General features: G+C 71.9%; 14 protein-coding genes. 4 read left to right on the top strand and 10 right to left on the bottom strand.

From position 1 onward, the window contains the following. Window positions 1-13: 13 nt before the first annotated feature. Window positions 14-1,387: a xylan 1,4-beta-xylosidase gene (locus ACYVOO_RS27060; RefSeq protein WP_461018320.1), complete on the bottom strand. Its 1,374-nt coding sequence runs from the start codon at window positions 1,385-1,387 to the stop codon at window positions 14-16. A gap of 221 nt (window positions 1,388-1,608) precedes the next feature. Here ACYVOO_RS27060 and ACYVOO_RS27055 point away from each other — a divergent pair, with 221 nt between their 5' ends. After that, on the top strand, window positions 1,609-2,766 hold the full coding sequence (locus tag ACYVOO_RS27055) for a DUF5925 domain-containing protein (protein ID WP_461018319.1): 1,158 nt from the start codon (window positions 1,609-1,611) through the stop codon (window positions 2,764-2,766). Window positions 2,767-2,819: 53 nt separating this feature from the next. Here the strand turns inward: ACYVOO_RS27055 and ACYVOO_RS27050 are convergent, their stop codons facing one another. Both ACYVOO_RS27050 and ACYVOO_RS27045 read right to left on the bottom strand, forming a co-directional pair. Then, window positions 2,820-3,374: a GNAT family N-acetyltransferase gene (locus ACYVOO_RS27050; protein ID WP_461018318.1), complete on the bottom strand. Its 555-nt coding sequence runs from the start codon at window positions 3,372-3,374 to the stop codon at window positions 2,820-2,822. Next, window positions 3,371-4,648 (bottom strand): hypothetical protein, encoded by a 1,278-nt coding sequence (locus ACYVOO_RS27045; protein ID WP_461018317.1) that lies wholly within the window; start codon window positions 4,646-4,648, stop codon window positions 3,371-3,373. The genes ACYVOO_RS27050 and ACYVOO_RS27045 overlap by 4 nt, the downstream gene beginning before the upstream one ends. 210 nt (window positions 4,649-4,858) lie before the next feature. On the opposite strand from ACYVOO_RS27045, the gene ACYVOO_RS27040 reads away from it, so the two are divergent. Beyond that, window positions 4,859-5,755 (top strand): Vgb family protein, encoded by an 897-nt coding sequence (locus tag ACYVOO_RS27040; RefSeq protein ID WP_461018316.1) that lies wholly within the window; start codon window positions 4,859-4,861, stop codon window positions 5,753-5,755. A gap of 16 nt (window positions 5,756-5,771) precedes the next feature. Here ACYVOO_RS27040 and ACYVOO_RS27035 read toward each other — a convergent pair whose 3' ends face one another. The 5 genes from ACYVOO_RS27035 to ACYVOO_RS27015 form a co-directional block, all read right to left on the bottom strand. Further along, complete coding sequence (locus ACYVOO_RS27035) at window positions 5,772-6,917, bottom strand: MFS transporter (RefSeq protein ID WP_461018385.1); 1,146 nt, start codon at window positions 6,915-6,917, stop codon at window positions 5,772-5,774. A gap of 152 nt (window positions 6,918-7,069) precedes the next feature. Next, window positions 7,070-7,792, bottom strand: a complete 723-nt coding sequence (narI, locus tag ACYVOO_RS27030) for a respiratory nitrate reductase subunit gamma (RefSeq protein WP_461018315.1) — start codon at window positions 7,790-7,792, stop codon at window positions 7,070-7,072. Continuing rightward, window positions 7,789-8,526, bottom strand: coding sequence for a nitrate reductase molybdenum cofactor assembly chaperone (narJ, locus tag ACYVOO_RS27025; protein WP_461018314.1), 738 nt, complete (start codon window positions 8,524-8,526; stop codon window positions 7,789-7,791). The genes narI and narJ overlap by 4 nt, the downstream gene beginning before the upstream one ends. Next, a complete protein-coding gene (narH, locus tag ACYVOO_RS27020) occupies window positions 8,523-10,256 on the bottom strand; it encodes a nitrate reductase subunit beta (protein ID WP_461018313.1) in 1,734 nt (577 codons plus the stop codon). Before narH ends, narJ begins: the two co-directional genes overlap by 4 nt. A gap of 38 nt (window positions 10,257-10,294) precedes the next feature. Further along, window positions 10,295-14,023, bottom strand: a complete 3,729-nt coding sequence (locus ACYVOO_RS27015) for a nitrate reductase subunit alpha (protein ID WP_461018312.1) — start codon at window positions 14,021-14,023, stop codon at window positions 10,295-10,297. Between the two features lie 191 nt (window positions 14,024-14,214). On the opposite strand from ACYVOO_RS27015, the gene ACYVOO_RS27010 reads away from it, so the two are divergent. Beyond that, entirely contained in the window at window positions 14,215-14,796 is a 582-nt protein-coding gene (locus ACYVOO_RS27010; RefSeq protein ID WP_461018311.1) for an NADAR family protein, read from the top strand. On the opposite strand, the gene ddaH is transcribed toward ACYVOO_RS27010, so the two are convergent. Then, complete coding sequence (gene ddaH, locus ACYVOO_RS27005) at window positions 14,765-15,547, bottom strand: dimethylargininase (protein WP_461018310.1); 783 nt, start codon at window positions 15,545-15,547, stop codon at window positions 14,765-14,767. The two genes, ACYVOO_RS27010 and ddaH, sit on opposite strands and share 32 nt — an antisense overlap. 168 nt (window positions 15,548-15,715) lie before the next feature. On the opposite strand from ddaH, the gene ACYVOO_RS27000 reads away from it, so the two are divergent. After that, window positions 15,716-16,399, top strand: a complete 684-nt coding sequence (locus ACYVOO_RS27000) for a hypothetical protein (RefSeq protein ID WP_461018309.1) — start codon at window positions 15,716-15,718, stop codon at window positions 16,397-16,399. 57 nt (window positions 16,400-16,456) lie between these two features. On the opposite strand, the gene ACYVOO_RS26995 is transcribed toward ACYVOO_RS27000, so the two are convergent. Further along, entirely contained in the window at window positions 16,457-16,834 is a 378-nt protein-coding gene (locus tag ACYVOO_RS26995) for a GntR family transcriptional regulator (RefSeq protein WP_461018308.1), read from the bottom strand. Between the last annotated feature and the right edge of the window lie 213 nt (window positions 16,835-17,047).

The following is a 17,047-nucleotide window of genomic DNA, read 5'->3' as shown; positions in this document are numbered from 1 at the left end:
AGAGACGGGCGGTTCAGCGGCCGTCGCGCTTGAGCCAGCGCACCTCGTACCCGTCCATCGGGAAGCGCCGCCCGTCGATCCTCGCGTCGATCTCCCGGCCGAGGGTGTTGACGACGAGGACGGCCGCGTCGTCGGCGAGGACCCTGACGTTGGGCCGGTCGTCCTCGGCGATCGTGACGTCCTCGTAGCGTGTGCCCGGCGGAAACTCCCGGGCGAAGCGGGACAGCAGCCCCATCATGGGCAGCCCGGTGCCGCCGTCGGACAGTTCCGTGCTGCGCCAGAGGCAGCCCGCGCACTTGGCTCCCCTGTTCTGCGGGTTCCAGTAGAAGCCGGTGGTCGCGCCGCCGCGTGCCATGGCGATCATCCCGGCGGCCTGGACGGCGGTCCTGTGCGGCTCGCTCCAGGCGTCGCGCTCGTCGTTCTCGTCGCCGACCTCCACGTACCACTCGGCCCACCACAGCGGCAGCCCCGTCTTCTCGCGCACCCAGCGGCTGACGGCGGTGAGCTTGTCGGTGGCGGCGAACTCGTCGGGCACGAGGCGGTCGTCCATGGTGTAGCTGGAGCCGTCGACGACGGCGAAGTCGGCGCCGCGCCTGTGCTTGTTCCAGTAGCTGACGGCGTCGAGTGCGCGCTGGTCGAGGGCGCCCCAGGGTCCTGTCACGTCGGAGGCGTGCCCGCTGGCCTTGCCCACGCTGTCCATCACCACGTACGGGCCGCCCACGAGGTTGTCCTCGTCCGCCTTCTTCAGCTCGGCGTGTACGAGGTTGTAGAAGTCGGTGTAGCCCTCGTAGTCCCACCGGCCGAGACGGTCGTCGTAGAAGCCCTTCATCTCGTTCCAGACGATGAAGTGGCGCACGTCCGGGTAGCGCCGGGCGATCTTCCCGGCCAGCTCGGCGAAGTCGGCATAGTGCTTGCGGCTGGGCGCGGTCTCCAGCTCGCTCCAGTCGGTCTCGCCCGCCTCGCCGCCGTCCTTCATCCAGTCGGGGGCGCAGCACAGGGTGATGACGGGCGGCTGTCCCGTCGCGCGCATCAGCTCGACGCGGCTGTCGAGCGCCGCGAAGTCGTAGTCGCCGGGTGAGGGCTCGGGGCTGTCGGCGCCCCAGCCCATGATGTGCTGGTTCTGCGGGAGCTTCGCGTCCGCGAGGAGCCGCCTGGCACGGTCGCGGGCCGCCTTCTCACCCTCGTCGGCACTGTCGGCGGTGTGGGTGAAGCCCCAGCCCAGCTCGGGCCTGGGCTTGCCGGCGGGGCGCTCGGGGTGGCCGTAGACCCCGGCACCGCCCGTGTCCTCGCCGGGGCCGCCCGGCATCCCGAACAGGGCGAGGAGGAGTCCGGCCGCCACGAGGGCGACGCCGGTCAGGCCCGCCGTGCGCCAGCGCGCCACGTTCATCGCTGCCCGGTCTCCCCGGTGCCCCCGGGCCTCTCGGTTTCCCTGGCTTCCGCGGTCCCCGCGGTCCCCGCCGTTGTGCCCGCTGTGCGGCCCCATTCGGCCCACGGTATCGGTGGCGGCGTCCGGTATGAGCGGTTCCGCTGGAACAGGTCAGTAACGTCCCGCCGCGCGAGAGGAAACGTGCGTGCACGATGCCGGGCCGATGCCGGATCATGTGCGGCATGTCCGCAACCCGCCGCACCGCACCCGCACACGACGACAGGAGTGACGCCCTGACTGCGCCGACCCCGCCCGAGGACGCGCTGCCCGCGCGGCTGACCCTCGACGACACCGACTCCCCCTCCGACATCATCGACGCGCTCTTCCTGGGCCGCTTCACGCGGGGTGAGCAGCCGTACTCGCGCAGCCACTCCGTCGACCGGGTCAAGAAGGGCAGCGAGCTGCTGCCTCCCGGCGCGAAGGTGCTGCGCGAGGCGCGGGCCGACGGGCGCCGCACCACGCTCGCGGAGGGCGAGGGCTGGACGGCGCTCGTCTCGCGCTGGAGCCACGGCGCGGACGTCACGGTGACGGCGGTCAGTGACGAGCTGGCGGAGAAGCAGCTCAAGCAGGCGGTCGACGGCGCGGAGGACGAGCCCGAGCCGCAGTCGGACAAGGTCTCCATGGGCTTCTGGTACCACTCCCCCATGCGCGGTCCGCGCCGCACCACCCGCACGATCACGGCGGGCACCTGGGAGGACGTCCGCGCGAACTACACGTCGCGGGTGGCCACGGCCATGGACGACCTGATGAAGATCACCCCGGACGAGATCGCGGGACGGCTCCTGCTGCTGCACGGCCCGCCCGGCACGGGCAAGACCTCGGCGCTGCGGACGCTGGCCCGCTCGTGGCGCGACTGGTGCCAGGTGGACTGCGTGCTGGACCCTGAGCACCTGTTCAACAACATCGGCTATCTGATGGACATCGCCATCGGCGCCGACGACTCCGACGAGGACGACGAGCAGCGCTGGCGGCTGCTCCTGCTGGAGGACTGCGACGAGCTGATCCGCGGGGAGGCGAAGCACGCGGCGGGCCAGGCCCTGTCGCGGCTGCTGAACCTGACGGACGGGCTGCTGGGCCAGGGCAGGCGGGTGCTGGTGGGGGTCACGACGAACGAGGACCTGGAGCGGCTGCACCCGGCGGTCGTGCGTCCTGGCCGGTGCCTCGCCCGTATCGAGGTGGGCCCGCTCTCCCGGCAGGAGGCGGTGGGCTGGCTCGGCACGGAGGAGGGCGTCGGGCGCGACGGTGCGACGCTCGCGGAGCTGTTCGCGCTCCGCAAGGGCACGTCCCCCTCGTCGCTCCCCTCCCAGGCGGACCGCGAGGGGGCGGGGCTGTACCTCTGACGTCCTTTGTCCCGTGAGCGGGGCTCGGTGGCCTGCGTCCACCAGCGCATCGGCTACCGGATGGTGAGCAGCAGCACGTCGTGCGGTTCCGCGCCTGCCCATGGGCGGGCCTCACCGACCTTGCGGTACCCCCATGAGCGGTAGGCCGCCTGTGCTGCCTCGCTCGCGGGATGGACGTTGAGCAGCGCACGCTCCTCGTCTCCTCCCGCGAGCAGCACCTCATGCAGTCGCCGTGCTACCCCGTGACGCCGCCAGGACGCGCGTACGGCCATCTCCATGAGACCGAAGGTGCGTTGTCCGTCCTCGCGGCTCATCTCTTCCGGCACGGGCTCGGTGAGGTGCCCCCACCACCCGGTGCCGGAGCCGAGCGGATAGCCGAACGCCATCCCTACCGGCTCGCCGTCCTTCGTACGTGCCAGCGCACCGCGGAAGGCGGGTTTGCGGGTCTGGGAGCGGAAGCGGCGGAAGGTGGAGGCGACGCCGTCAGCCGTCTCGTTGTACGGCGGCTCGGCGAAGACCTCGGCGTACACCGCGCGGAAATCCTGCTCGGCGCGGGCTGCGCCCTCACCGTCGAGGGCCTCCACCGTGATCATGTCCGCCGGGCTCATACCGTGCCGCTCCCCACTGCGTCGCGGATGCGTGTCGCGCACTCGCGGGCCGTGGCGGTGTCGTACTCGGCCGCTCGCAGGCAGAAGGCTCGCATGCGGCGTGAGAGACTCGGTGAGGAGATCCCGTCATGCCTGTCGAGCACCGCGTGCATCTCCGCGCAGGCTTCCTCGGCCTCTCCGGCTCGCAGCAGAACACCGGCCAGCTTGGCCCGGTACCAGGCGTTGTTGCGGGTGTATTCGCTGTCCAGTCCGCCGATCGTCGAGCGCAGGAACGGCAGGGCTCGGTTCGGTTGCCCAGCGCGCAGGTACATGCTGGCCGTGGCGTAGTCGACTTCCCCCGCGCCGGCGAACCGCGCCCAGGTCGGTACCTCGGTGTCCGAGTCCATGCGGCCGAGGAAGGACATGCCGCGGCTCAGAGCACGCCGTGCGGTGCCCAAGTCGCCTGCGTGGACAGCGACGTTCGTCTCGCGCAAGGCGATCACCAGCCGGACTGTCGGCCCTGCTCCGGCCGACTCCGCGAGGCGGTAGGCGTAGTCGACGGCGCTCGATGCCTCCCACGTCCGGTCGGCCTTCACCGACAGCAGGACGAGGGTTTCCAGCGCGGAGATGTGCACCATCGGGTCCCCGGAGAGCTGGGCCGATGTCAGCGCTTCGACGGCTGCGGCGCGGGCTCGGTCCACCGGGCCACCGTCATAGCCGAACCAGGCCCGCAGGCTGTAGAGCTCCGAGAGCATCCCTTGCAGATCACGGCCGACGGCCGAGGTGTACGAGCCACTGCTCAGTGCCTGCGTGATCCCCTGCTCCACGCTCCGTGCCCGCACTCGGGCCGGTGCACTGCCTGCCGTGTGGTCCGTGCGATACAGGCTGTGGAGCTGCTCGCGCAGCCGCTCGACGTCCCCTGTCCCGATCCGGTCTCCCACCTGACGCGGCACCAGAGCACCCGCGGCGAGCGCCCCTACGTCCGCTGTGAACGTCCGCCTCTTCACCTCTCCAGCCTGCCCGACACCTTCGAGCGCTGTTCTGCGACGGGCGGGAATCTCGAACCCCATCTCGGCAAGCGGTACACCGAAGATCGTTTCGAGTACGGCTCGCTGTCCGGGGTGCGGCAGCGGGGGCGGACTCTCGCGTTCCCAACGGCGCAACTGCCGGATGCCCACCGAGGCGTCGATGCCGAGGCGTGCGGCTTCCTCTGCGAACGCCCGCACGAAGGACGCCTGCGTGTGCCCCGCTTCCTCCCTCAACCGCGCCAATCCGCAGGCGTGTTCCCCCTCCATACCGTCTCTCCTCCCGCGTACATGAGCCGTTGCCCACCGTAGCGGCTCGCTCCGTACCTGCGGCGGCGAACGTCGGACGTGCGGAAAAGCGGTTGCCGCCGGGGCCTCGCCGCGGGGAGGGTGCGGTGGCGGACGGCCGCGCGGGCTTCGGGCGGCTGCGCCGGGCCGGTGGCGTCACCGGCCGTTCCACCGTTCCCGTAAGGAGTCGCCGTGCCGGATGCCGGTGGTAGCCCGCTGGTGCAGGAGTTCCCCGTGGCGGACGCGGACGCGGGCCCGTACGGCATCGCGGCAGGACCTGACGGGGCGCTGTGGATCACCCTCGCCGGGAGCGGTGAGATCGCGCGTCTCACCGTCGACGGCGGTCTGACGCGGTATCCGCTGGACTCGGCGGAGTGCCAGCCGACGGTCATCGCGCCGGGCCCGGACGGCACGCTGTGGTTCACCCGTACCCGGGACCACCGCATCGGCCGGATCACAGTCGGGGGCGAGATCGCCTCGTTCGCGGTGCCGACGCCCGAGAGCGGCCCCTTCGGCATCGCGGCAGGGCCCGACGGCGCGCTGTGGTTCACGGAGCTGAACGCCGGTCGCGTCGGCCGTCTGACGCCCGGCGGCGAGTTCACCGAGTTCCCGCTGCCCGTGCCCGGCGCCTACCCCTCCGCGATCACGGCGGGCCCGGACGGCGCCCTGTGGTGCACCCTCAACCAGGCGGACGCGCTCTGCCGCGTCGGCGTGGACGGCGGGACGTCGCTGCACCGGCTGCCCACTCCCGGCGCCGGTCCCGTGGGCATCGCGAGCGACGGCGAGGCCCTGTGGTGCGTCGAGATCGGCGCGGGCCAGGTCGCGAGGGTGCGGGTGGACGGCGGCGTCGAGGAGTTCCCGCTCCCCGACCGCGCGGCCAAACCGCACGCGATCGTCGCGGTGTCCGCCGGGGAGTGCTGGTTCACGGAGTGGGGCGCGAACCGCGTCGGGCGCGTCACGACTGCGGGCGCCGTCTCCGAGTACGAGCTGCCCGCGTCCGCGTCCGAGCCGCACGGCATCACGGTGGGACCGGACGGCGCGCTGTGGGTGGCGCTGGAGTCGGGGACTGTGGCGCGGGTGGCGCCGTAGGGGCACGCGGGATGGTTCAGGCCGCGCCCTGTGTGCCCGCGTCGCGCATGCGCCCGTAGGAGTAGACGCAGCCCGCGAGGGCGAGCATGGCCAGCAGCATGAAGCCGATCGCGTAGGAGTCCTTGGCGCTGTAGATCGCGCCCATGACCAGCGGCGGGACGAAGCCGCCGAGGCCGCCCACCGCGCCGACGATGCCGGTGACGCTGCCGACCTGGGCCTGCGGGGTGACCCGTGAGACGAGCGCGAAGACGCTGCCGCTGGTCGCGCCGAGCCCCGCCGCCATGATCAGCAGGGCGATGGTGCCCACGGGGTACAGGTCCGGGTCGAAGGCCTGCACGATGCCGAGGAGGGCGACGACGGCCAGCGCCCACGCGGTGACCACGGCCGGGTGCACCCGGTCGGAGAGGGAGCCGCCGATGGGCCGGAAGACGACCGTGACCAGCGCGAACCCGGCCGCCTTGGTGCCCGCGTCGGTCGGGCTCAGCTCGTAGAAGGTCTTCAGATACGTCGGCAAGTAGACGCCGAAGGCGACGACGCCGCCGAAGCCGATCGCGTAGAGCGCGGACAGCTCCCAGGTGACCCGCAGTTCCCCGGCGGCGGCCAGCCGGGCCGCGAGCGGAGTGGTGGGGACGGCGCGCCCCGGCCGGTCGGTGATCAGCAGCGCGGCGAGCACGGCGCAGACGGCGAGCGCGACGGCGACGACGTAGAACGGCAGGTTCTCGCCGTGCTGGTAGATGCGCGGGGTGAAGAAGCCGGAGAGCGCCGTGCCGCCCATGCCCATGCCGAACACGCCGAGCGCGAGCCCTCTCCTGGACGGCGGGAACCAGGAGTTGACGAGCGGGACGCCGATGGCGAACGTCGTGCCGCCCAGGCCGAGGAAGAAGCCGACGATCAGCAGCCCTGCGGCCGAGTGGTCGACGAGCGTGAGCAGCAGCACGGGCACGATCGTCAGCGCCGTGACCAGCGGGAACATCACGCGTGCTCCGTAGCGGTCGGTGAGCGCGCCGACGGGGACCCGGCCGAGCGAGCCGACGATGACGGGCACGGCCACCATGAAGGACTGCGCGAAGGAGCTGGCGCCGATGTTCTCCGCGAGGTCGGAGGCGAGCGGCGCGATGAGGTTCCACGCCCAGAACGTCAGCGCGAAGGCGACGGTGGCCATGATCAGGTTGCGGTAGGCGGCGGCCGCGGGCGCCTCGTCGGTACCGGGCCCGGCGCCTGGACCGGATCCGGTTCCAGTTCCAGCTCCGGTTCCGGTTCCGGTTCCGGGGCCTGCCGGGGGCGCCGGGTCACCGGCCGAGGGGGCTCGGGTGGTCACGGCACGCGCTCCCATCCCCGTCGCTCGGGACGGGAGGCGAGCTGCCCCTCGTCACGGCTGCGGTAGACGACGTAGGGCCGGAAGAGGTACTGGACCGGCGCGCTGAACATGTGCACGAGCCGGGTGAAGGGGATCAGCGCGATGAGCACGAGCCCGACGACCACATGGATCTGGTACAGCACCGGCACGCCCGCCATCAGCGACGTGTCGGGCTGGAGGGTGAAGAGACTGCGCAGCCAGGGGGCGATGGTGGTGCGGTAGTCGTAGCCGTCGCCCGACGCGTGGGTGAGCTTGGCCCACATGCCCATGACGATCGCGCCGAGCAGCACGAGGTACATCAGCTTGTCGTTGACGGTGGTGGCCCGGAAGACGGGCCCATTGGTGCGCCGCCGGTAGACGAGGACGGCGATGCCGAGGACGGTGAGGACGCCCGCCGCCGTGCCGCCGTAGAGGGAGAACAGGTGGTAGACGTGCTCGGAGACCCCGGCCGCCGCCGACCAGGACTCCGGGATGAGGAGACCGACGAGGTGGCCAGCGAACACGAAGAGGATGCCGTAGTGGAAGGCCGGTGAGGCAACGCGCAGCAGCCGCGACTCGTAGAGCTGCGAGGAGCGCGTGGTCCAGCCGAACCTGTCGTAGCGGTAGCGCCAGACCGTGCCCGCGACGAGCAGGACGAGGACGACGTAGGGCAGGGCGCCCCACAGGGGGGTGGTGGTCATCGCTGTTCTCCGTCGAGGAGGGGCAGGAGGCGGCGGGTGTCGGCGGGTCCGGTTCGGGGTCCGGTTCGGGGTCCGGTTCCGGGTTCGGGCCCAGGCCCCGTTGCGGTTCCGGCTCCGGTTCCGGTTCCGTACGGTTCCAGGCCGACGTCCTCGCGCGGCGGTCCCCCGCGCGCCATGGCCTTGGCAGCCGCCCGGTCCTTGGGCGAGGGCCCCGGCAGCGTGGCGCAGACGGCTTCGAGGAGCCGGACGTAGGGGGTGGCGCACTCGGCGAGGGAGAGGCGGAGGAGTTCGAGGCCTGGGCGGTTGCGGCGCAGCAGCGTATCGCTGCCGCTGAGCGCGGTGAACTCCAGGACGGCGGGGAGGAAGTCGGGCAGTTCCTCGTCGTGCGCGTACTCCAGGCCGTGCGCGCGGTAGGCCTCCTTGAAGGCCACGAGGGTCTCGCCCCTGCGGCGGGTGTCGCCGTCGGTCCACCAGCTCAGATACAGGCAGCGGCGGTTCTTGAAGTCGAAGGTCTGGACGTAGTGCCGCTCCAGCTCGCCGGGCCCGGCCGCCTCCGCGTGGTCGAGGAAGACGCGCAGGTGGCGGGCCGGGGCGCCCCGGCGGCCTTCGAGCGCGCGGCGCAGCAGGGGCAGGTCGGTGTGGAACGCGTCGTCGGGGTAGGTGAGGCAGCGGGCCGCGGCCTGGTACTCGACGGCGTACGAGCCGGACGCGCCGCCGCCACGGGGCCACCTCATGGCCGCTCCCCGGCGGGCACGTCACCCTCGTCGGCCGGCGGTGTGCGGGGGTTGTCGTCGGCGGGCGGGAAGAGGCCGTCGGGGCGGCCGTTGCCGTCCCAGTTGAGGAGGTTGACGCGGCCTTGGCGGGCGGTGTCCGCCGGCTCGTCCGCGGTCTGCCGGTCGCGCAGGACGTGGAAGTTCTCGACGGCCACGGGCGGCACACCCCCTGACGCCTCCCCTACGGGCCCCGAGCCGCCCATGCCGGGGCCGCCCTCGAAGTCGAGGGAGCAGGTGTCGGGGAGCGCGGTCTCCTCCAGGCGGCGCGCGTCGCCGACGGCAGCGGTGGGGATGACGTAGCGCTCCTCGTACTTGGCGATGGCCAGCAGCCGGTACAGCTCCTCCAGTTGTCTGCCGGTCATCCCGACGGCCCCGGCCGTGGCCTCCTCCTCGACGCCGCTCTCCTCGCCGAGGTTGACGCGCCGCATGTGCGCGCGCATGGCGGCGAGCCGCTCCAGGCTGGCGCGCACGGGTGCGATGTCGCCCGCCGTGAACAGTTCGGCGAGGTATTCGAGGGGGATGCGGAGGGTGTCGATGGCGCCGAAGAGGTTGTCCGCGTCCTCCCCGTCGAAGCCGGTCTCGTTCAGCGCCTCGACCACGGGCGACAGGGGCGGCACGTACCAGACCATGGGCATGGTCCGGTACTCCGGGTGCAGGGGCAGGGCGACGCGGTAGGTGCTGATGAGGGCGTGTACAGGGGAGCGCCTGGCGGCCTCGATCCAGTCGTACGGGATGCCGGAGCGCTCCGCGTCGCGCCGCACGTCCGGGTCCTCGGGATCGAGGAAGACGCCGAGCTGGGCGCCGTAGAGGTCCTTCTCGTCGGGGGTGGCGGCGGCCTCGGTGACCTTGTCGGGGTCGTAGAGGATGACGCCGAGGTAGCGCAGCCGCCCGACGCACGTCTCTGAGCAGACGGTGGGCAGGCCGACCTCGACGCGCGGGTAGCACAGGGTGCACTTCTCGGCCTTGCCGGTCGAGTGGTTGAAGTAGACCTTCTTGTACGGGCAGCCGGTGACGCACATGCGCCAGCCCCGGCACTGGTCCTGGTCGACGAGGACGATGCCGTCCTCGCTGCGCTTGTACATCGCGCCCGAGGGGCAGGAGGCGACGCACGAGGGGTTGAGGCAGTGCTCGCAGATGCGCGGCAGATAGAACATGAAGGTCTGCTCGAACGCGAACCGCACCTTCTCCGCCGCCTGTTCAGCGGCCTGTGCGCGTACCTTCTCGACGACGGGGTCCAGGTGCCCGTGCTCGCTCGCGCCGCCGAGGTTGTCGTCCCAGTTGGCGCTCCACTCGATCTTCATGGGCTTGCCTGAGAGGAGGGAGCGGGGCTGTGCGACGGGGAAGTCGTCGCCGAGCGGCGCGTCGGTGAGGTTCTTGTAGTCGTACGTCCAGGGCTCGTAGTAGTCCTTGATGTCCGGCAGCTTGGGGTTGGCGAAGATCGTGACGAGCTTCTTGAAACGCCCGCCCGCCTTGAGCTTGAGGCGGCCCCGCTTGTTCAGCTCCCAGCCGCCCCGCCACTTCTCCTGGTCCTCGTAGCGGCGGGGGTAGCCCTGCCCCGGGCGGGTCTCGACGTTGTTGAACCACACGTACTCGACCCCGCCCCGGTTGGTCCACGCTTCCTTGCAGGTGACGGAGCAGGTGTGGCAGCCGATGCACTTGTCGAGGTTCATGACCATCGCGATCTGTGCCATGACGCGGCGACCTGTCGGGGCCTCCTTCCGGCGGGCCATCAGTAGGTCACCTCCTGGGAGCGGCGGCGGATGACGGTGACCTCGTCGCGCTGGTTGCCCGTCGGGCCGAGGTAGTTGAACGCCCAGGAGAGCTGGCCGTAGCCGCCGATGAGGTGGCTGGGCTTGAGGATGAGCCGGGTCAGCGAGTTGTGGATGCCGCCGCGCTTGCCGGTGGTCTCGGTCTTGGGGACGTTGACGGTGCGGTCCTGCGCGTGGTGCATGTAGACGGTGCCGCGCGGCATGCGGTGGGAGACGATGGCGCGGGCGACGACGACGCCGTTGCGGTTGACGGCCTCGATCCAGTCGTTGTCGTGGACGCCGATGGCCTCCGCGTCCTGCGGGGACATCCAGATGTTCTGGCCGCCTCGGGAGAGCGAGAGCATGAACAGGTTGTCCTGGTATTCGGAGTGGATGGACCACTTGTTGTGCGGCGTCAGATAGCGGACGGTCACCTGGGCCTCGCCGTCGGGCCCGAGTTCCGGTTCGCCGAAGAGGCGGTTCATGTCGAGGGGCGGCCGGTAGACGGGCAGTGCCTCGCCCAGTTCGTGCATCCAGTCGTGGTCGAGGAAGAAGTGCTGGCGCCCGGTGAGGGTGTGCCAGGGCTTGAGGTGCTCGGTGTTGAGCGTGAAGGGGCTGTAGCGGCGCCCGCCGGACTCGCTGCCCGACCACTCCGGTGAGGTGATCACGGGGACGGGCGCGGCCTGGGTGTCGGCGTAGCTGATCCGTGTGCCCTCGTGCTCGGCCGCGAGGTGCGCCATCCCGGTGCCGACGCGTTCCTCCAGGGTGTGGAAGCCCTGGGTGGCGAGGTGTCCGTTGGTGGTGCCGGAGAGGGTGAGGACGGCGTTGGCGGCCTTGACGGCGGTGTCCAGGAGGGGGCGTCCGGCGCCGGGCCCGTCGTGCTGGGTGCCGTTGAGCCGCCCGAGCAGTGCGACCTCGTCGCCCGGCCGGAACGCGAAGCCCTTGGAGGGCAGGCCGAGCCGCTCGGCGAGGGGTCCGAGGGTGGCCATCTTCGCGGCGACGGCGGTGTAGTCCCGCTCGACGACGGTGAGGGCGGGCATGGTCTTCCCCGGCACGGGCTCGCACTCGCCGGCGCGCCAGTCCAGCCACACTCCGCCGGGCTGCGCGGTCTCGCCGGGGGTGTCGTGCTGGAGCGCGGTGGCGACGATGTCGCGGCGGGTGCCGAGGTGGCCGCGGGCCAGGGCGCTGAAGCGTCGGGCGATGGCGTGGAACGCGTCGAAGTCGCTCCTGGCCTGCCAGGGCGGGTCGACGGCCGGTGTAAAGGCATGCACGTAGGGGTGCATGTCCGTGCTGGACAGGTCGTGTTTCTCGTACCAGGTGGCGGCGGGGAGCACGACGTCCGACATGAGGGTGGAGGAGGTCATGCGGAAGTCGAGGGAGAGCAGCATGTCGAGCTTGCCCTCGGGTGCCTGCTCGCGCCAGCGCACATCGCGCGGTCTGACGTCGGCCGGTGCCTCTTCCGCGCTGAGCGAGGAGTCGGTGCCCAGCAGGTGGCGCTGGAAGTATTCGGCGCCCTTGGCGGAGGAGCCGAGCAGGTTGGCGCGCCACAGTGTCAGCACGCGGGGCCAGTTGGCGGGGTCGTCGGGGTCCTCGCAGGCGAACCCGAGCCGCCCGGAGCGCAGTTGGCCGACGACGTGCTGTACGGGGTCGTCGGCGCCGGTCTCGTCGGCCTCGTCCACGAGGTCGAGGGGGTTGCGGTCGAACGTCGGGTACGAGGGCATCCAGCCCGCGCGGGTGGCGGCGGCCAGGCAGTCGGCGCCGGTCATGCCCGCGAAGGCGCCCTTGCCGAGGGGGGAGGCCATGACGTCGGCGGTGAAGCGGTCGTAGCGCCACTGGTCGCTGTTGAGGAACCAGTAGGCGGTGCCGATCATCTGACGGGGCGGGCGCGACCAGTCGTTGGCGGAGGCGAGGGTGGCCCATCCTGTGGAGGGGCGGCACTTCTCCTGGCCGACGTAGTGGGCCCAGCCGCCGCCGTTGCGGCCCTGGCATCCTGTGAGCTGGAGGAGGGCGAGAAAGGCGCGGTAGATGGTCTCGGAGTGGAACCAGTGGTTGGTGCCCGCGCCCATGAGGATCATGCAGCGCCCCCGCGAGCGCTCCGCGGTGCGCCCGAACTCCCTCGCGGTACGCACCGCCCGCGCCGCCGGTACCGAGGTGTGCGTCTCCTGCCACGCTGGGGTACCGGGGGTGCTCGCGTCCCCGTACCCCTCCGGCCACCTCCCCGGCAGCCCCTGACGTGGGACGCCGTACTGCGCCAGCAACAGGTCGAAGACCGTGGTGACCAGCGGCCCGTCCTGATCACCCAATCGGGTGGCGGGCACCCCGCGTCGCACGGTGTCGCCGCGCCCCTGCCCGTGCGCGCCGCCGTCGGTGTCGAAGCGCGGGAGCAGCACCTCGGTGCCCACGGCGGCCCGGTGCCCGTACAGCGAGAGCGTGGGTTCGACGGCGCCCAGGTCGAGGTTCCACTTGCCCTTGCCGCTGTCGGTCCAGCGGAAGCCGAGGGAGCCGTTCGGCACGGCGGGCAGCCCGGTGGCGCCGTCCAGGACGGCCGTCTTCCACTCGGCTCCCTCGCTCTCGTCGCCCAGGTCGGAGGCGCGCAGGAACTTCGCGGGCACGTAGGCGCCGTCGCGTTCCTCCAGGGTGACGAGGAACGGCAGGTCGGTGAAGCGGCGCACGTAGTCCTCGAAGAACGGTGTCCTCCGCTCCACGAAGAACTCGGTGAGCAGCACATGCCCCATGGCCAGCGCGAGGGCGCCGTCCGTGCCGGGGTGCGGGTGCAGCCACTCGTCGGCGAACTTGGTGTTGTCGGCGTAGTCGGGGGCCACGACCACGACCTTCTGACCCCGGTACCGTGCCTCGGCCATCCAGTGCGCGTCCGGCGTCCGCGTCACCGGCACGTTCGAGCCCCACATGAGCAGGTAGGCCGCGTCCCACCAGTCGCCCGATTCGGGGACGTCGGTCTGGTCGCCGAAGACCTGCGGCGAGGCGACGGGCAGATCCGCGTACCAGTCGTAGAAGGACAGCATCGGCGCGCCGATCAGCGACATGAAGCGCGCGCCCGCCGCGTGGGACACCATCGACATGGCGGGGATCGGCGAGAACCCGGCGACCCGGTCGGGCCCGTACCGCTTGATGGTGTGCACGTGCGCCGCCGCGACCAGCTCGACGGCCTCGTCCCAGTTCGCGCGCACCAGTCCGCCCTTGCCGCGCGCCTTCTGGTAGCGGCGACGGCGCTCGGGGTCGCCCTGGATGTCGGCCCAGGCGAGCACGGGGTCGCCGCCGGTGCGCTGCTTGGCCTCCCGGTACATGTCCAGGAGCACGCCGCGTACGTACGGGTAGCGCACGCGGGTCGGCGAGTACGTGTACCAGGAGAACGCGGCGCCCCTGGGGCAGCCGCGCGGCTCGTACTCGGGACGGTCGGGGCCGACGGAGGGGTAGTCCGTCTCCTGCGTCTCCCAGGTGATGATCCCGTCCTTGACGTACACCTTCCAGCGGCAGGAGCCGGTGCAGTTCACGCCGTGGGTCGAGCGCACGACCTTGTCGTGGCTCCACCGGTCCCGGTAGAAGACGTCGCCGTCGCGTCCGCCCTTCTTCGTGACCGTCCGCAGGTCGCCGGAGACCACGCCCCGGGTGAAGAAGCGTCCCGTCCGCAGCAGGAGTTCGCTGGCCGCGCCGTCGAGGCCTGGTCTGGCCCCGGTCGGACTGTCTGTCACGGCCCCTCCTACGGCGCTGCTTCGGCACGTATGCGCGTGCTCGCGTCCTCACGCTAAGTCGCCGCCCGTGCGAGGCGCGCGTTCTGCCGGGCCGCATGGGTGAAGGGCTCGGGCGGGAGGAAGCCGTGGGCACGCGGCACGGTCCGGTAAATGCGTCGTGCGTTGTCAGTGGCCGCTGAAAGAATCGCGGCATGGACGAGCTGGTGGGGAACGTCGGCGAACTGACCGAGCGCCTGGCACGGGGCGAGCGCTTCAAGTACCTCTATTTCTGGGGGCACCGTCCCCGGCGCGACGGCAGCGCGGGGAAGGGCTGCCTCAGCCAGTGGTGGCCCGCGCCCTTCACCGCCGACGGGGTGGAGTACGCGACGGCGGAGCACTGGATGATGGCGGGCAAGGCGCGCCTGTTCGGGGACGCGGACGCCGAGCGCAGAGCGATAGCGGCCCCGCACCCGCGCCAGGCGAAGTCGGCGGGACGCACCGTGCGCGGCTTCGACGAGGGGGTGTGGGAGCGGGAGCGGTTCGGCATCGTCGTCGAGGGAAGCGTCCGCAAGTTCGGGCAGCACGAGGAGCTGCGGGAGTTCCTTCTGGGTACGCACGGCCGGGTGCTGGTGGAGGCCAGCCCCCTGGACCGCGTGTGGGGCGTCGGGCTGCCGGCCGACGATGAGCGGGTGCGCGATCCGGCCCAGTGGCGGGGCGAGAATCTGCTGGGGTTCGCGCTGATGGCGGCCAGGACGCGGCTGCTCAGCCGCGCAGGCGTACCGACAGACAGGTGACGCAGCCCTCCAGTTTCTCGAACTCGCCGATGTCCACGGGGACGGGCTCGTAGCCGAGGTCGTTCAGCAGCTCCGCGGTCTTCGGCGCGGCGGCCGAGATGAGCAGCGCGGTGCCGCCGAGCTGGACGACGTGTGCGCCCTGTTCCTCGGGGACGGGCAGGAAGTGGGGGAAGAGTGTGGGGTGGTCGACGAGCGGCGGATAGCCGATGACGGTGCCGTCGGGCAGCGCGGTCACGGCCGATTTGAGGTGGAGCACGGAGCTGACGGGCACGGCGATGACGCGTGCGCCGAGCGGCACGAACGCGGCACGCAGTTGCCGCACGCCCTCCGCGTTGGTACGCCCGCCCCTTCCGACGTACACGGTGTCGCCGACCTTCAGCACATCGCCGCCGTCCAGGGTGCCCGGTGCCTCCACCCGCAGCACGGAGCACCCGAGGGCCTTGACGGCGGCCTCCACGGCGCGGGTCTCGGCGCGCCGTGAGGCGGCGCCGGGGCGGGTGAGCAGCGCCGTTCCCCGGTATATGGCCACGGTGTCCTCGATGAAGACGGCGTCGGGGCAGTCGTGCGCGGGTTCGGTCTCGATGGTCTCCCACCCGTGGGCGCGCAGCGCCAGTACGTACGCCGCCCACTGCCGCGAGGCGAGCCCCGGGTCGACGGGCGACCGGTCGATATGCGTGACCAGTCCCTCCGCGACGCGGGGACCGGGACGGCGGACGAGGGCCCTGGGAAGACGGGCGTCGGTGTACGGCATGGGAACCAGGATGCCCCTGGTTTCCCGTCTGTGAAGAGACCGCCGCCCGGTAAAGGAGGCGAGGGGGGCGAGGGCGGACGAAGCGAAGGCCCGCGTTCCGTGCAACCTTCACCGTGGCAGGGCTGTCTTATGGGGCGTCAGCACTCTTACGGGGGAAAGGTCCATTGAATGCGCATAAATCCGATCCGTACCGCTGTCGCGGCTGCCGTCGTCACGACCGCCGCGCTGGGCACGATGGTCGCCTCGGGAGCGGCGGCGGGGGCGACGGGGGTAACCGGGACGACGGGGTCAGCCGGAGCGGTGGGGGCCGCCGGGAGCGGCGCGCGTGTGGCCGCGGCCCCCGGGTTCCTCGACGCCGGTGAGCTGCCGCCGCACAGCTCCTCCCCCTGGTTCGCCGGGACGGTCACCAAGGGCCTGCCCGACCCGGAGCCGTTCTGCCTGGAGGGCGCCGTCCCTGCCGGGGGCGGCACCTACCACCGCTTCTTCGGCACCGACTACGACACGCACGCGGCCCAGGTCAGCGTCGTCGCGAGCAGCGTGACGGCGGCGAAGGCGCTGGCCACGTCGCTGGAGAAGAAGGTCGCGGCCTGCGCCGCCGACTGGCTGCGCGAGACTCCGGGCGGCTCGGCCTCCTGGGACGACTACGGCACGGTGGCCGCCGGGGACAGCGCCCACGTCTACGGCGTGCACACCTCCATCCCCGAATCCGAGCCGGGCGTGAACCTCTTCGCGGTGGGCCGGGACGGCAAGACGGTAACCGTGGTCCGCTGGGCGGAGATGGGCCATCTGGACCAGGCCCCGCTGGCCGCCTTCAAGAAGACGACGGCGACGGCGGTGAACAAGCTGAACTGACCGGGGCCGGGGTCGGAGCGGTGTCGGTCGCGGTGGCGAGACGGAGGGCGCGGCCGGTTACCTCGTCCCGTACGCCGCGCGCACCGCTTCCTCCACGGCGGAGAGCGCGGCGGTCCGGTCGAGGCCGAGCCGCCGCGCCCGCTGCGCGTACGCCTGCGCCGCCTCGGCCGCCTCCTGCGAGGCGGCGTCACCCGCGGCGGCGACGTACGTACCGTTCCGCCCCCGCGTCTCGATGACCCCGTCGGCCTCCAGCGCCCGGTACGCCTTGGCGACGGTGTTCGCCGCGAGCCCCAACTCCTCGGCCAGCCCCCGCACGGTCGGCAGCTTGTACCCCGTGGGCAGCTTGCCCCCGCGCGCCTGACGCGAGATCTGGGCACGCAACTGCTCGTACGGTGCGTCCGGCGCGGACGGATCGATGCTGATCTTCAGCGGCACGGGGTCTCCGGGGTCTGTCGGGGTGCGGGAGTCGGTGGGGTGCGCTGCCGATTCTCTCGCAGCGCAGCGGGGAACCGGAGGGCGCCCGCATCCGCACTGTGCGCCGTCACCGTGCCGGAGCGGTGCTCACGCTTGGGAGCGGGTGGACGGGCCCAAGCAGGCCGCCGCCCGACAGCCCGCTCACCCATCGCGCACGCACGGAACGGTTCGATT

Source organism: Streptomyces daliensis (assembly GCF_054782395.1).
This window is presented reverse-complemented; position numbering and strand designations above follow the sequence as displayed.

What these genes read in the sequence shown, in the direction of transcription:
- ACYVOO_RS27060 (WP_461018320.1), bottom strand. Translation starts at nt 1,387, where the DNA reads ATGAACGTGGCGCGCTGGCGCACGGCGGGCCTGACCGGCGTCGCCCTC.
- ACYVOO_RS27055 (WP_461018319.1), top strand. Translation starts at nt 1,609, where the DNA reads ATGTCCGCAACCCGCCGCACCGCACCCGCACACGACGACAGGAGTGAC.
- ACYVOO_RS27050 (WP_461018318.1), bottom strand. Translation starts at nt 3,374, where the DNA reads ATGAGCCCGGCGGACATGATCACGGTGGAGGCCCTCGACGGTGAGGGC.
- ACYVOO_RS27045 (WP_461018317.1), bottom strand. Translation starts at nt 4,648, where the DNA reads ATGGAGGGGGAACACGCCTGCGGATTGGCGCGGTTGAGGGAGGAAGCG.
- ACYVOO_RS27035 (WP_461018385.1), bottom strand. Translation starts at nt 6,917, where the DNA reads ATGGCCACCGTCGCCTTCGCGCTGACGTTCTGGGCGTGGAACCTCATC.
- narI (WP_461018315.1), bottom strand. Translation starts at nt 7,792, where the DNA reads ATGACCACCACCCCCCTGTGGGGCGCCCTGCCCTACGTCGTCCTCGTC.
- narJ (WP_461018314.1), bottom strand. Translation starts at nt 8,526, where the DNA reads ATGAGGTGGCCCCGTGGCGGCGGCGCGTCCGGCTCGTACGCCGTCGAG.
- narH (WP_461018313.1), bottom strand. Translation starts at nt 10,256, where the DNA reads ATGGCACAGATCGCGATGGTCATGAACCTCGACAAGTGCATCGGCTGC.
- ACYVOO_RS27010 (WP_461018311.1), top strand. Translation starts at nt 14,215, where the DNA reads ATGGACGAGCTGGTGGGGAACGTCGGCGAACTGACCGAGCGCCTGGCA.
- ddaH (WP_461018310.1), bottom strand. Translation starts at nt 15,547, where the DNA reads ATGCCGTACACCGACGCCCGTCTTCCCAGGGCCCTCGTCCGCCGTCCC.
- ACYVOO_RS27000 (WP_461018309.1), top strand. Translation starts at nt 15,716, where the DNA reads ATGCGCATAAATCCGATCCGTACCGCTGTCGCGGCTGCCGTCGTCACG.